The 14,118-nt window shown below is 41.1% G+C and carries 13 protein-coding genes and 1 tRNA gene; 7 read left to right on the top strand and 7 right to left on the bottom strand.

The window, feature by feature from the left end:
• The first annotated feature begins 5 nt into the window (after positions 1 to 5).
• The 3 genes from gap to LDM93_RS07725 all read left to right on the top strand — a co-directional run bounded on the left by gap (position 6) and on the right by LDM93_RS07725 (position 3,067).
• Positions 6 to 1,001, top strand: a complete 996-nt coding sequence (gene gap, locus LDM93_RS07735) for a type I glyceraldehyde-3-phosphate dehydrogenase (RefSeq protein WP_223891779.1) — start codon at positions 6 to 8, stop codon at positions 999 to 1,001.
• Positions 1,002 to 1,013: 12 nt separating this feature from the next.
• Positions 1,014 to 2,204 (top strand): phosphoglycerate kinase, encoded by a 1,191-nt coding sequence (gene pgk / locus LDM93_RS07730; RefSeq protein ID WP_223891778.1) that lies wholly within the window; start codon positions 1,014 to 1,016, stop codon positions 2,202 to 2,204.
• A gap of 173 nt (positions 2,205 to 2,377) precedes the next feature.
• A complete protein-coding gene (locus LDM93_RS07725) occupies positions 2,378 to 3,067 on the top strand; it encodes a triose-phosphate isomerase (protein WP_223891776.1) in 690 nt (229 codons plus the stop codon).
• A 135-nt stretch (positions 3,068 to 3,202) separates the two neighbouring features.
• Here LDM93_RS07725 and nusA read toward each other — a convergent pair whose 3' ends face one another.
• Complete coding sequence (nusA, locus tag LDM93_RS07720; protein WP_223891774.1) at positions 3,203 to 4,366, bottom strand: transcription termination factor NusA; 1,164 nt, start codon at positions 4,364 to 4,366, stop codon at positions 3,203 to 3,205.
• Between the two features lie 200 nt (positions 4,367 to 4,566).
• Between nusA and LDM93_RS07715 the strand changes: the two genes are divergently transcribed.
• From LDM93_RS07715 to LDM93_RS07700, 4 genes are all read left to right on the top strand, one after another.
• Positions 4,567 to 4,806, top strand: a complete 240-nt coding sequence (locus LDM93_RS07715) for an HP0268 family nuclease (protein ID WP_223891773.1) — start codon at positions 4,567 to 4,569, stop codon at positions 4,804 to 4,806.
• Positions 4,807 to 4,890: 84 nt separating this feature from the next.
• Positions 4,891 to 6,189, top strand: coding sequence for a tRNA (N6-isopentenyl adenosine(37)-C2)-methylthiotransferase MiaB (gene miaB / locus LDM93_RS07710; RefSeq protein ID WP_223891772.1), 1,299 nt, complete (start codon positions 4,891 to 4,893; stop codon positions 6,187 to 6,189).
• An 8-nt stretch (positions 6,190 to 6,197) separates the two neighbouring features.
• Complete coding sequence (locus LDM93_RS07705) at positions 6,198 to 6,821, top strand: lysophospholipid acyltransferase family protein (protein ID WP_223891771.1); 624 nt, start codon at positions 6,198 to 6,200, stop codon at positions 6,819 to 6,821.
• 3 nt (positions 6,822 to 6,824) lie between these two features.
• On the top strand, positions 6,825 to 7,673 hold the full coding sequence (locus tag LDM93_RS07700; protein ID WP_223891770.1) for a tyrosine-type recombinase/integrase: 849 nt from the start codon (positions 6,825 to 6,827) through the stop codon (positions 7,671 to 7,673).
• Positions 7,674 to 7,676: 3 nt separating this feature from the next.
• On the opposite strand, the gene tilS is transcribed toward LDM93_RS07700, so the two are convergent.
• The 6 genes from tilS to mraY form a co-directional block, all read right to left on the bottom strand.
• Positions 7,677 to 8,660 carry a tRNA lysidine(34) synthetase TilS gene (tilS, locus tag LDM93_RS07695; protein ID WP_223891769.1) on the bottom strand — a complete coding sequence of 328 codons (984 nt, stop codon included), beginning with the start codon at positions 8,658 to 8,660 and terminating at the stop codon, positions 7,677 to 7,679.
• A 7-nt stretch (positions 8,661 to 8,667) separates the two neighbouring features.
• Positions 8,668 to 9,984: a 30S ribosomal protein S12 methylthiotransferase RimO gene (rimO, locus tag LDM93_RS07690; RefSeq protein WP_223891768.1), complete on the bottom strand. Its 1,317-nt coding sequence runs from the start codon at positions 9,982 to 9,984 to the stop codon at positions 8,668 to 8,670.
• A gap of 160 nt (positions 9,985 to 10,144) precedes the next feature.
• Positions 10,145 to 11,410, bottom strand: a complete 1,266-nt coding sequence (locus tag LDM93_RS07685) for a hypothetical protein (protein ID WP_223891765.1) — start codon at positions 11,408 to 11,410, stop codon at positions 10,145 to 10,147.
• Between the two features lie 255 nt (positions 11,411 to 11,665).
• Positions 11,666 to 11,741: transfer RNA gene (locus tag LDM93_RS07680), tRNA-Phe, on the bottom strand.
• A gap of 83 nt (positions 11,742 to 11,824) precedes the next feature.
• A complete protein-coding gene (gene murD / locus LDM93_RS07675; protein ID WP_223891764.1) occupies positions 11,825 to 13,042 on the bottom strand; it encodes a UDP-N-acetylmuramoyl-L-alanine--D-glutamate ligase in 1,218 nt (405 codons plus the stop codon).
• The gene (gene mraY / locus LDM93_RS07670; protein WP_223891762.1) at positions 13,042 to 14,100 is read right to left on the bottom strand and encodes a phospho-N-acetylmuramoyl-pentapeptide-transferase; all 1,059 of its coding nucleotides are present in this window, start codon (positions 14,098 to 14,100) and stop codon (positions 13,042 to 13,044) included. The genes murD and mraY overlap by 1 nt, the downstream gene beginning before the upstream one ends.
• Positions 14,101 to 14,118: the final 18 nt, after the last annotated feature.

The following is a 14,118-nucleotide window of genomic DNA, read 5'->3' as shown; positions in this document are numbered from 1 at the left end:
AAAGTATGGCTGTAAAAGTAGCAATTAACGGACTTGGAAGAATCGGTAGATGTGTGGCGCGTATTATTGCAGATAGAGATGACATTGAACTTGTTGCAGTGAATGCTTCTGGTACAGATGAGATGATCCAATACAACCTAAAATATGACTCTGTCCATGGAAGACATAATGATGTCAGTGTAGCCAACGGATATCTGAATATCGGCGGGACTAAAGCAAAGATCTTTGCTGAACGTGACCTCTCTAAGCTGGATTTTGCCTCTTGCGGTGCGGACCTTGTGTTGGAATGTACCGGTGCATTTTTAACGGCAGAGAGTGTACAGCCTTATTTGGACAATGGTGTAAAGAAAGTACTTTTTTCTGCACCGGCAAAAGATGATACAGCGACATTCGTACTTGGAGCCAATGCAGATGATTATGCAGGTGAAACTATCATTTCAAATGCAAGCTGTACGACCAATGGACTAGCTCCTGTAGCAAAAGTTTTGGATGATGCATTTGGTATAGAGAAAGGTTTGATGACCACGATCCACTCCTATACCTCTTCACAGCCTATCCTGGATGCAAAACATAAAAAAGATCCGAGAAAAGGACGTTCTGGGGCAACAAACCTGGTACCTACGACAACAGGTGCAGCTAAAGCCATCTCTAAAGTGCTGCCAAATCTTACAGGCAAGATAAACGGACAGGCAATAAGAGTACCAACACCGGATGTCTCTATGGTCGATTTGACTGTCACACTCAACACAAACGTGACTGTTGATGAGATACAAGCCGCATTTAAAACGGCCAGTGAAGGTTCACACAAAGGTATTTTAGGTGTGGATGAAGAGTACCGTGTTTCTCAAGATTTTGTGGGCGAAGAGTTAAGTGCAGTCGTGCCACTCGATACGATCCAGGTCATAGGAGACAACATGGTAAAAGTACTCTCCTGGTATGACAATGAGTGGGGATACTCTCGCCGTTTGGTAGATATGGCAGTACATGTAAGTAAAAAGTAAGACAGGGAATAGATGAAAACATTAAAAGATTTAAATATTGACGGTAAAAGAGTTTTTATAAGATGTGATTTTAATGTACCTAAAGATGAATTTGGGAACATTACAGATGACAGACGTATACGTTCTGCTTTGGCGACCATCCGTTATTGTATAGACAGAGATTGTAAACTTATTCTTGCTTCCCATTATGAAAGACCAGAACCCGGGAAGTATGAAGAGAAGTACTCATTGGCACCTATAGCAAAAAGACTGCGTACATTACTCAAAATGGATAATGATATCTTTATGGCAGAAGATGTTGTGGGTGAAGATGCTAAAGCCAAAGCAGCGACACTGAAAGAGGGTGATGTACTTTTACTTGAAAATCTTCGTTATGAAGCAGGTGAAACGGAAAATGATATGGCATTTTCAGAGCAGCTGGCAAATTTTGCAGAGTTTTACATCAATGATGCATTTGGTGCTTGTCATAGAAAACATGCTTCTATCGATGCGATCACCAAATTCTTTGACACCGACCATAAAGCAGCAGGTTTTCTTATGAGCAAAGAGATCAATTTCTTTTCTAAAGTACTTGAAAACCCTGTTCGTCCCTTTATTGCAGTGGTTGGTGGTTCTAAGGTATCCGGTAAACTCCAAGCATTGACAAACCTTATTAATAAAGTAGACAAGATCATCATAGGTGGTGGAATGGCATTTACTTTTCTTAAGGCACAAGGGTATGAAGTAGGTGATTCATTGGTTGAAGATGATCTGTTGGATGAAGCAAAAGGCATTATGACCAAAGCCAAAGAGCTGGGGGTCAAATTCTATTTACCGGTTGACGTCGTGGTGGCACCAGAGTTTTCAGAGAAGACGACAGTGAAATTCCTCCCTATACAAGAGATACCAGTCGGTTGGATGGGACTGGATATAGGTCCTGCATCCTCAAGGCTTTTCCGTGAAGCACTCAATGATGCACAAACGATCATATGGAACGGTCCTATGGGAGTTTATGAGATGGACAAATATTCAAAAGGTAGTTTCGCCATGTCAAACAACATTGCACAAACACATGCAACGACGATCGTAGGGGGTGGAGACACTGCCGATGTGACACAACGTGCCGGTGATGCAGATGAGATGACCTTCGTAAGTACAGGTGGTGGCGCAAGCCTGAAATTGATAGAAGGTGATTCTTTGCCGGGTCTGGAAGCACTTCAGTAAAAGGATTTTGATTGATTTTTGCAGCCTGCTATTAGAGCAAAGCTCCAAAAACTACACTGTCGCTAAGACTGCTTACGATTCGGCATTTAGTGCCTCACTTGCACTATAATTTAGTTACTTGTCAACAGCAGGTTCATGCGATTGATCGCATTGAAAAATAAAAAAGGAATTTTATGATTTTTGCAGCAAACTTTAAAACGAATCATACCAGAGCATCAACAGAACAATACATTGACGTATTGCATAAAAAGTTGCTTGCAAAAAAACCTGAAGACCAAGTCTATATCTTTCCTCCTGCAACAGCTTTAGGCAAGTATGAGGGTGATTTTACTATCGGTGCACAAAATGCTTATCCTATACAAAACGGTGCATTTACCGGAGAAATAGGCACAGAGCAACTTGAAGAATTTGACATTAAAACCATACTCATCGGACACAGTGAAAGACGAGAACATTTAGGTGAGTCTCAAGAAAAAGTAGCACAAAAATTTGCATTTTTTAAAGAACAGGGGTATGAAATACTCTACTGTATCGGCGAACCGCTTGAGATAAGAGAAAAGGGTGACGAAGCTGTAATGGAGTATCTGCTCGCACAGTTTGACGGTATTGATATCAGCTATAAAAATCTTATCGTTGCCTACGAACCCATCTGGGCTATAGGAACAGGAAGATCTGCTACGGTTGAAGAGATAGCAACTACGCATCAAGCATTAAAACAAACCGTACAAAAGCCACTACTCTATGGAGGCAGTGTTAAGACAACAAACATTAAAGAGATCACTGCTATTCGCGGTGTGGATGGTGTTTTAGTAGGATCTGCTTCTTTGGATGCAGAGAGTTTTTCCGAGATGATCCTAGCTTAGTTTTCTTTCATCATTCTCGTACCTGACACGGGAATCTATCAATTTAATATTCTCAATAGCTATGGATCCTCGGGTGCCCGGAGGAAATGCCCTTGGGGTGCAAGTCCGAGGATGACTCGCTTTTAGTTCATCGTTTTATTTAAAGAGATCCTCTAGTGCTGAGGTATCAGTCGTTTTTGCTGCTTCAGTAGTTTCTGAACTATCTACTTGTCTTTCTGTTACCCCTTCAATTTCGTTTAATTCTATGGTATATCCTGTAAGCATAGAGGCTAGGCGGATATTAATTCCAGATTTACCGATCGCTTTTGCTTTTTGATCACCTGTAATGTTGACAACAGCTTTTTTCTCATCAGCATCTACTTTGATACTCTGAGAAATGGCAGGACTTAATGCACGTGTAACGAAAACTTCAGGGATAGGTGAAAATTCAATACAGTCGATATTTTCACCATTAAGTTCTTCACTTACTGCATTGATACGTACACCTTTAACACCCACAGCTGCACCGATAGGATCCACATTCATCTGCTCTGTCTTCAGTGCTATTTTTGCTCTTTCTCCCGGGATTCTTGCTGCAGCTACGATCTCTACTACGCCATCATCAATTTCCGGTACTTCACTTGCCATAAGGGCTTCAAGGAACTTAGGTGAAGTTCTTGTGAGTTCTAGGAAAAGACCATACTCAGGGTCAACACTTACATATCTTAGAAGTGCACGGATAGAGTCTCCACGTTTAAACTTCTCACCTTTGATACGGTTTCTCTGTGTAAGAATCCCTTTAAGTTCACCGATCTCAACATGAGTGTTCTCCTCTGCATCAACACGGTTCACTGTACCTAGCATCACCGTACCTACTTTTTCTCTATATTTTTCAAAGAGATCTTGTTCGATACGTCTTTGCACATGGTATTCAAGCTCTCTAAAAAGGTTTGCTGAGGCTGTACGTCCATGTTCTTCGAGAATAAACTCTTCTTTAAGTTGATCTCCCAATTCTAAAGAATCATCAAACTCTTTTGCTTCGGAAAGAGAAATAAAGCTATCTGATTCAATTTTTTGTTTGTTGTCATCTTTTCCGACCTCTACAAAAAGTTGTTCATCATCATCAGCTACAACAGTAATGACTTTATAGACAGAGTAGGTTTTTGTATCATTGTTTATAGTAACTTCAAAGGTACTTGTAAAGCTTGTTAGTTTCTTAGCCGTGTTGATCAAAGCCTCTTTGAAAGCATCTAATGCATGCTCTTTAGAGATATTTTTTTCATGTGCAATGGCTTCTATGATGTCTAATATTTTTTCCATAATTATTTCCTAATTTCATAAATGTTTTAATAATCAATACAATATACCGCTACAAGAGGTAACATAACAGTGTTAATAACGTCTTGGGGGGTGTTGTTTTTGAAGTGGAATATTATAGCTAACCAAAGCTTTACAGAAAATAAAGTATAATTCTTACATAAAGCGGAAGAATAAATAATATAATTAAAAGGTAAACATAGATGAAATTAAAACTTGCTAGAACAACACTTAAAGCGAAACCAAAGACGATCGATTTACAAAAATTAGAAGACGAGCTAGCGAATAAATCTATATTTTATTTTGATAAAGATAACTCGCATAAAGAGCTGAAAGAGTTGATCGAATATTTTGAAGAAAAAGGTTTCTCTGTATATATGAGAGAAGTCAAGTACGGACTTGATGAAAATGAATATATCTACGAAGTACATATTATCGCATAAGACTGCTTCTAAAGCAGGCTTGGCGCCAGCATAGTTTTTTGAACTAAAGTTCAAAAAACTACCCCATTAAAGAAGAGATAACATTTGAGTAAAAAATTATTTATAGAAACACTTGGTTGTGCGATGAATGTTCGTGACAGTGAACATATGATCGCAGAACTGAACCAAAAAGAATCCTACGAAATCACTGAAAATCTAAAAGATGCTGATCTTATCATTATAAATACCTGTTCTGTAAGAGAAAAGCCTGTAGCAAAACTTTTTTCAGAGATCGGTGTCTTTAACAAGCATAAAAAATCTTCCGCCAAGATAGGTGTGACAGGATGTACCGCATCCCATTTAGGAGATGAGATCATTAAACGCGCACCTTCGGTGGATTTTGTACTGGGCGCAAGAAATGTATCGAAGATCACTGAAGTGGTCAATAAAAAACATGCAGTAGAGGTCAGTACAGACTTTGATGAAAGTACCTATGCCTTTGGTGAATACAGAAGCAATCCGTTTAAAGCCATGGTCAATATCTCCATAGGATGCGATAAGTCCTGTACCTTCTGTATCGTACCGGCAACACGTGGAGATGAGATATCTATCCCTTCTGACCTTATTGTACAGGAGATCAAAAAGGCAGTCGCTACCGGGGCAAAGGAAGTGATGCTTCTTGGACAGAATGTCAACAATTACGGAAGACGATTTGGATCCTCTGAAGAGCGTTGTGACTTTACACAGTTGTTGCAAAAGATCTCTAAGATAGAAGGTTTGGAACGTATACGATTTACCTCTCCACACCCTTTACATATGGATGATGCGTTCATCCAAGAGTTCGTCTCTAATCCTAAGATATGTAAACAGATACATGTACCTTTGCAAAGCGGATCCACTTCACTGCTGAAAGATATGAAAAGAGGCTATACCAAAGAGAACTTCCTGAACCGCTGTGAAAAGATACGTACACTGTGTCCTGAAGCAACTATCTCTACAGATATTATCGTTGGATTTCCGGGTGAAAGTGATGCAGACTTTGAAGATACGATGGATGTACTGGAAAAAGTACGTTTTGAGCAGATGTTCTCATTTAAGTACTCTCCTCGTCCGCATACAGAAGCAGCAGAGTTTGACAATCAAATCGACAGCGCTGTAGCAGGAGAGAGATTAACCCGTCTTCAGGCAAGACATACAGAAATCCTGGATGAGATCATGGATGCCCAGTTAGGTACAGTGCATAAAGTCTATTTTGATGAACTCAAACCTAACGGAAGGGTTTCTGGACGTTCAGATGATGGTAAACTCTTCTTTGTTCAGGGAAGTGAAGAGCTTTTAGGTAAAATAGTAGATGTCAAAGTGACTAAAACCTCTCGGGGTGCTCTTGATGGAGTACTTGTTTAGGATACCCAATGTTTAAAACACTATCACGAAGCATTGCTCAAGTCATAGTCCCCCCACTGGGCTATCTACTGATGCGTTTCTTCTGGCACACTTCAAAGAAAAACTTTCATATTGCAGAGGAGATAAGCCAGGAACAGTCTATCGTTGTCTGTTGGCATGGTGAACTTCTCATGTCTCCGCAAGCCTATCGGTATTTTCACAAAAGACAGTTGGCTTCCGGGATCATCTCCAGGCATTTTGATGGTGAGATGATCGCAAGGATGCTAATGTACTTCTCTATATCGCCTTTAAGAGGTTCAAGCAGTCGTGGAGCTGCACAAGTGCTCTTAGAAGCATTCAGAGCATTGAAAAAAGGGGATGACCTCCTGGTCACACCTGATGGTCCTAGAGGGCCAAGACATACTATTGGAGATGGGGCTATCGCATTGGCACATAAAGCCAAGGCACCTGTATTGATAGTGAACTATATCCCCGAGTCATACTGGCAACTTGGCAGTTGGGATAAATTTGTGATTCCCAAACCTTTCAGCACGATCAATTTTTATTTGGAAAATATCTCTCTTGAAGGCATGGAGTTCGATGAAGCCAGAACATTTCTTAGAAACAAAATGTTGGCACATACGGTGCACTAAAAGATGAAATCTAAACTTCAAGAGGCATCCGAGGAGTTTTTGAATTATCTATTGGATGTAAGAGGTTATTCTGAAACTTCCATAGTAACATATGAGATAGTTTTGAGGCAAATGCTTGAAAAGAGCCATGTCTATGAAGAAGATGGCTTCATCGTCTTGGATCTTACCCCTTTTCGTCTTCAAATCGTTAGAAACCATAAAAAAACTATCGTAAAAAAGCTCTCTGCTGTACACTCTTTTTCAAAATATTTGGAAGAGCAGTGTCAACTGCGTATCAAACTTATCGGAGATGAGTCTATAAAGGTACCTCAAAGCCTTCCTAAGCCCATAGAAGAGAGATATATTGAAGAGGTACTGAACCATGCCAATGTAGAAGAGAAATTGCTTATTTTTATGCTGTATGGATTGGGGTTGCGGATCTCTGAACTGAGTCATCTCAAACTTGAGGATATCAAAGGGGGATGGATACAGATCCATGGTAAAGGAAACAAGGTAAGAGAGTTGCCTGTGTTGGAGAGTGTACAAGAACTCATTAGCTTGTATACAAAAAGAATGTCTCCTATAAAGTACCTCTTTGAAAAAGGCTCTGCGCCTATGAACGCTGCGCAGTTACGCTACATCCTTACAAAACTTTTTAAAGCACAGGGCTTGAAAGTGACGCCGCATCAACTGCGCCACTCGTTTGCCACACATCTGCTCAATAACGGCGCACGTATCTCAGATGTGAGTGAACTGCTCGGGCATGAAACGATGGCAACCACACAGGTCTATACGAAGCTTGGATCCGTGAAAAAAATGCAAGAGTACATGAAAGCACACCCTTTGGCCGATACCAAAGATATGTTAGAGTGACAATTAACTGTGGAAAGAAAGCCCTGAAGGGTCTATATGCTCTTTGAAAAGGTAGGGTCTGATCTTACCTGGTACTTTTAAAACCCTGCACACCTCTTTAAATTTCTTTGGCATATCGATTCTGAGGTAGGGTGCGATGAAGAGCAAGTCATCTTGAATGGCTACAGTCCACTCTCCGCCTATGACCAAAGAGGATTCTTTTTCTATCTCTTGACGTTGAGAAGCAGAGAGGAGATAACCCAGCTTTTTGAGTGTCAAGTCAGCAGCTTTGACCTTGGCAGTTGGGATATGCAGCTTGACAATATGCAGCAGCTTGTTGCTATAGATCGTTTCAAAGCCGCTTTCAAGTGTCTCTTTGTCTTTTCTCAAGTAATCCATACTGCGTTGGATACCTTCTTTATATTCAGCTATCAGTGCATCGGAAAACTGTTTCCTGAACTTATTGCGTTCATAGCTTTCATCATTGTTGCTTTTATCCACAAAATAGGGATGCCCGTTACTTTTCAGATACTGGAGCAACTCTTCTTTACTGTAAGCAAGCAGCGGACGGATGAGTGTATAGTGTGCTTTTTGTGTGACAGGTTCAAGACCGAGAAGTTCACTTAAACCCGCTCCTTTGCTAAGACGCATAAGCAGCCATTCCAGCTGATCGTTAAGCTGATGTGCCGTGATCAGGGTATCGTAACCCTCTATGCTGATGAGAGATTCAAAAAATTCATAGCGAAAGTCTCTAGCCTGTTTTTCAAAATGGCTGTGAAATGCAGGTGCTTTAATATTGTGGCAGAAGAGTTTATGTTTTTTAGCAAGGGCTCTTGCATGTGCCTCTTCTTTGTCACTTGCTTCACGTGTACCATAATTGACTATGGCGATATCGAATTTGATATCGTTCTCTAAGAGTAAAAAGAAAAGTGCAGAGGAGTCCACACCTGCAGAAAAAGCCAATAAATTCTTTTTTCCTTTGAGGTGTGAGAGATCTGGTATGAGCATAGGCTTGTTAGAGTGCTTTGATGAGTGTGGCAAGCAGTTGGGTACCCACTAACTCTGTGACTTTTGCCTCATATCTTTTTCCGTACTCTACAGGAAGATCAGAAGTATCATTAATGAGTATCTCTCCATCGATGTCTACTGCCCAGATGAGTGGTCTTGCTGAAAGCAGGTACTCGTGTTCATCACTTTCGCCATCGATGACAAGAGTGACAGTTTGCCCGACCATCTTTTCAAGCGATTTGAGGGTACTTCTTTCTGCTATCTCTCCAAGCACCTGTGCTCTTTGGTCGATCGTCTCTTCATCAACCTGCTCCATGTTATAAGCAGCGGTAGTCTCTTCATTGGAGTAGTGGAAGGTGTTAAATCTGTCAAACTCGAAGGTTTCCATAAAGTCACACAGGCGCTGAAAGCTCTCTTCGCTTTCACCAGGGTGTCCTGCGATCACAGAGGTACGTAAAAAGGCATTAGGTTTGCTTTTCATGTATTCGAGCAGCTCTATGGTCTTCTTCTCTCCAAACCCACGTTTCATGACCTTGAGCATCGCATCATCGATATGCTGGATAGGCATATCATAATAGGTTTGAAATACCTCAGAGTCAGCAATGGCATCGATAAGATCAAAGGTAGTAGTACTAGGGTAGAGGTACAAGATACGTGCAGACTTGACACCCTCTATGGCTTCCACTCCTTTGATGAGGTCTACAAGGCCATCTTTAAGTCCCATGTCACGTCCGTAGCTCGAACTGTCCTGTGAGATGAAAGAAAAGTCATAAAACCCTTGAGAAACAAGATTTTCGACTTCTTTGATGATGGACGAGAGTGAACGTGAGTGCAGTTTTCCTTTAAAGCTTGGAATCGCACAAAAAGAACATGCCTGGTTACACCCCTCTGCTATCTTGATGTAGGCATGGTAGTTAGACCCTGTAATGACCCTTCCAGAGGTTTCCGTAGCAAGGTAGACTTCCGGAGAGAAGGTACTCTGTTTGGAAGCGATGAGCTCATCGATCTTCTCATAGTCACCCACACCGGTAAAGATGTCTATCTCTGGCATATCTGCCTGAAGTTCTTCTTTGTACCGTTCGCTTAGACATCCGCTCATCACCAGGATAGAGTTCTCTTTACGTTCGTCATGGAGGTTGAGTACAGTGTTGATACTCTCTTCTTTTGCCGCATCGATGAAGCCGCAGGTGTTCACGATAATGACATCGGCCTCAGTGTTGTTATCGGTGATCTCATACTCTTTAAGGCGGCCAAGCATCACTTCACTGTCAACAAGGTTTTTGGTACAGCCCAGGCTGACCAAGTGTAATTTTTTACTGTTCATTGGTATCCGTTTGTATGTTAAACTTTTTCAGCATTATAGCAAAAAGATAAGATAAAGGTATAAGAGTGAAAAAATTTAAAGGATTTGGAAAGAAAAAAGAAAGGATAGAGCCAGGCAAAAGCCTGAACTCTAAAGCAAGTAAAACTTTAAGAAGTGATTCTTAGAAGTTGTAGTTTGCAATAATACGTACAAGGTTAACTGAGTCAACCATATCATCTGCATCATAATAAACGTAAGCTGCAGTTAAACCTAGAGAATCTGTAAGGTTTGTTGCATAAACAACATCGATTTCGTCAGAGTCAGCAGAAAGATTTGTAACTGGTTTATCAGCTGAAACGTTTGCATATGCCGCAGCAATGTTTCCACCAAGTGCATCCATGTTCGCACCTACAACAAACTTATCTTCATCCATTTCTCTACCTACAAGTTGATCGATAACTGTGTTTGTGTAGAGTGCTGATGTTGAACCACCAATTTGACCCATAGCACCATCTGATACTGTAGAGTATGCACCCATAAGGTTGATACCGCTAACTGTACCTGTTAATTTTGCACCAAATGCAGTCATATCATCAGCTTGAGCAGCAAATGAACCTGCATCAACTTGACCACCCTGAATAGCAACACCGAAGCTACCTGCATCGTATGCAGCATCACCCCATAGGATACTTAAATCATCAGTACCAGTAGCAGTTACAGCCATATCTGAACCAAAGTAGTAAGTACCTGTTAATGTCAAGTTTTCGATAGACTTGTTTTGTGCAGTAATCATCCAAACACCGTCTTCATCATTCAATGAATTGAAGTCAGTTATGTTGTTTGTTGCACCCCAAGCATTTGTGTTAGCACCAGCGATCCATCCACCAACGATAGTTGTGTTTGAAATATCAGTATTTACCACTGTTACCGCATCAAATGTATTTGCAAATACGTTCCAGTTTTCTGAGTATGCAAATGGAGAGAGTGATTGTGGAAGTGTTTGACGACCCGCTTTGATACCTGTGTTACCAAACTCGTAAGTCAAGTAAGCTTCAGCAATCCAACCACCATCAGTCATATCATCGATGTCACCATTACCAGTACCTTGTGGAGTATTAGATACTATAGTATTTTCTAGGTTAAGTGTAGAAAGTCCGTTTACTGCAAAACCTGCACCAATTCCAGCAACAACATCTTTGTTAGCTGCTCTAAGTTGGATACCAGCGTCTGCTGCAGATGTATCTTGATCAAAAAGATCACCACCAGTTGCACCAAGTCCTGAAACTTGTACTGCATCGTCTGTTTGGTAGTAAACTACTGCATTTCCACTGAATTCCCATGCAGCAGCTGCTGCTGGTGCCTCTACCACTGGCTCAACTGGAGCGATATCTCCACCAGCCATGATCATTGTTGACGCTACTACTGAAAGTAATAATGTTTTTTTCATTGTAATCTCCTTAAATTTTGTTTGAATACAACATAAGTATAACCTAAATTCTTGAATTATGTCAATAAAATTAATAATTAGTTAACAAAAAGTTAATAATTGTGTAGAAGTCCCTGTATACGGTATATTTTAGGTGATAAGATGATAAAGAAAGTAAAGATTGAAGGCATTTTTAACGGTTTTTTTAAGTAAAACAGTTGTTTTCAAGGTTTTGGTTAATGATTTTGAATATTTTTGGATGATTATTGAAGGGAATGGTGGCGCCAGACGGAATCGAACCGCCGACACAAGGATTTTCAATCCTTTGCTCTACCAACTGAGCTATGGAGCCAACTTAAAGACAGGATGTCTGTTTAAGTGGATAGAATTATAACAGCTCAAACTTAAAAGACAGCAAATAAAATAAAAAATAAATTATTTTTTTAATGCTTTTACCAATTCCATAAAAGTGTCACCTCTGTGCTTGTAAGATTTGAACTGATCAAAACTGGCAGCAGCAGGAGACAACAGGGCAACGCTCTCTAGCGTATGCACTCTGTCTATCTGCTTGACAGCATTTTGAATGGTTTGTGATTCTATAGCATTAACATTATAGGTTTTTGCAAGGGCTAAAAGTCTGTCAGAATTTGCCCCTATAGTATATAGTGTAAGGTTAAGTGGCTCCATGACTTCAAAAAGCGGTGTCAGATCCACTCCTTTGTCATCCCCACCCAAGATGAGATGGATGTGCTTGTCGGCATAGCCTTTGACTGCCTGTATGGTGGCATCTAGATTGGTTGCTTTGGAGTCATTGATCCAGAGTCTGCCTTGATCATCTTTAAGTTCTTCTTGTCTATGGGCATCAAGTGTAAAGGTATTCATCAACGCATAGTCTGCTTCATCAAAAAGCACTTTGGTGACAGCAAGCGCAAGAAGGGCATCCTGTAAGAAGGCGGCTTTAAATCGTAACTGGGTGCAGTCTAGTTTGAAATAGGCTTCGACAAATTCGTTACTGTCATACTCAACGACATAGGCATTTGTCTTTGGAAGGTTCAACCCTTTGGGTACCAGTGCCAGTTCCCCCTCTTTCATGGTCAGCAGAGGTCTGAGTTTGTCTGCCTCATACTGTTCCGGTGTTTCATGCCAGTCCAGATGATCTGGAGTGATAGGAAGCAAGAGATAAATGTCAGGTGATGCTTTCTTGGTATGATGCAGCGCAAAGGATGAGCTTTCAAGTACCCAGATAGGGGCATTAGTATCGAGTTCTGCCAAAGGTGTACCGATGTTCCCTCCGCTGAGTGCACCACGTTTGGACAAAAGGTGTGTGAGCATCTGTGTGGTCGTTGTTTTACCGTTGGTTCCGGATATCCAGATGCTAAAAGGCATCTCTTTGTCAAAGTAATCATATTCGCTGAGCAGGTTTTTTGCAGATGTGATCAGCGGATGATCGGGTTTGAGACTGGGTGTGGTGACTTCCAAGTGACTTTTTTCAGGATCAAAAAGAGCGGAAGGAAATATATGATTACCTGCTTCGTCGGTATAGGCTTCTGTGACATTGTCATCAAAAAAAGTACATCCTCCACCTAATTTCTTTGCGATGGCTTTGGTGGTGAGTCCGTAACCAAAGAGTGTGGGTTTTATCTGTTCCATCATTATCTGAACTTAAAGGAGATGAGTGCAAGTACATTTGCAATGAAAGAGATCATCCAAAAACGTATGATGATCTTATTCTCAGCCCATTTTTTGAGTTCAAAATGGTGGTGAATGGGCGCCATAAGGAAAACACGTTTACCGCGCAGTTTAAAACTTCCTACCTGCAGTATCACAGAGACGGTTTCAATGACAAAGATGAGACCTATAAGGATAAGCAGGATTTCACTTTTTCCTAAAATGGCAAGATAGGCTAAAAAACCGCCGATAGCAAGGCTGCCTGTATCTCCCATAAAGATCTCTGCAGGGTAGCAGTTGTACCATAAGAACCCGAACAAACCACCGATAAGCGCAGCAGCAAGTATCATTACTTCACCCACACCTTTGATGTTGGGAACCAGCAGATACTGACTGAAGATGGCATGACCTGTGACATAGATGATCAGTCCAAGTGAAACCAAGGCAATGATCGAAGGTACCGTTGCCAGACCATCAAGTCCATCGGTTAGGTTGACGGCATTGGTGGTGGCGAGAAAGACAAGTACCCAAAAAGGGATGGCTGCAAACCCTAGGTCAAACAGAGGTGTTTTGAGAAATGGTACATAGAATTCTGTTGGAAAGCCTCCGTAAAGAAGCAGTCCTGTTGCAAGTGCTGCAATGAGAGCCTGTAATCCCATCTTGCCTCTAGGTGTAAGTCCTTCAAGGTTGTCACCTGCAAGTACTTTTCCCAGGTCATCCTTAAAGCCCACCAAACCAAAGCCAATAAGGGTGATAAATCCACCCAGTATATAGATGTTGGATAGATCTACCGTAAGCAAAGCAGCCAAGAGTGTAGCGATGAGATATACTGCGCCCCCCATGGTTGGTGTATGTCTTTTTCCTTCATGTGCAGGGACATATTTGCTGATAGGTTGATTTGCATTTTTGGAGATAGCCCAGGCGAGGTATTTTGGCATGATAAACAGTGTCATCATAAAAGCGAGGAAAAATGCAATACCTGCACGTACTGAAATGTATCCGAAAAGATTGATATCTAAGAGCTGGGAGAGTTCGTATAGCATGGGCAACTTTCATTTAAA

This window comes from Sulfurovum sp. TSL6, from assembly GCF_019972115.1.
GTDB lineage: Bacteria > Campylobacterota > Campylobacteria > Campylobacterales > Sulfurovaceae > Sulfurovum.
Note: the sequence above shows the minus strand (reverse complement) of the source record. Positions and strands in the feature narration are given on the sequence as shown.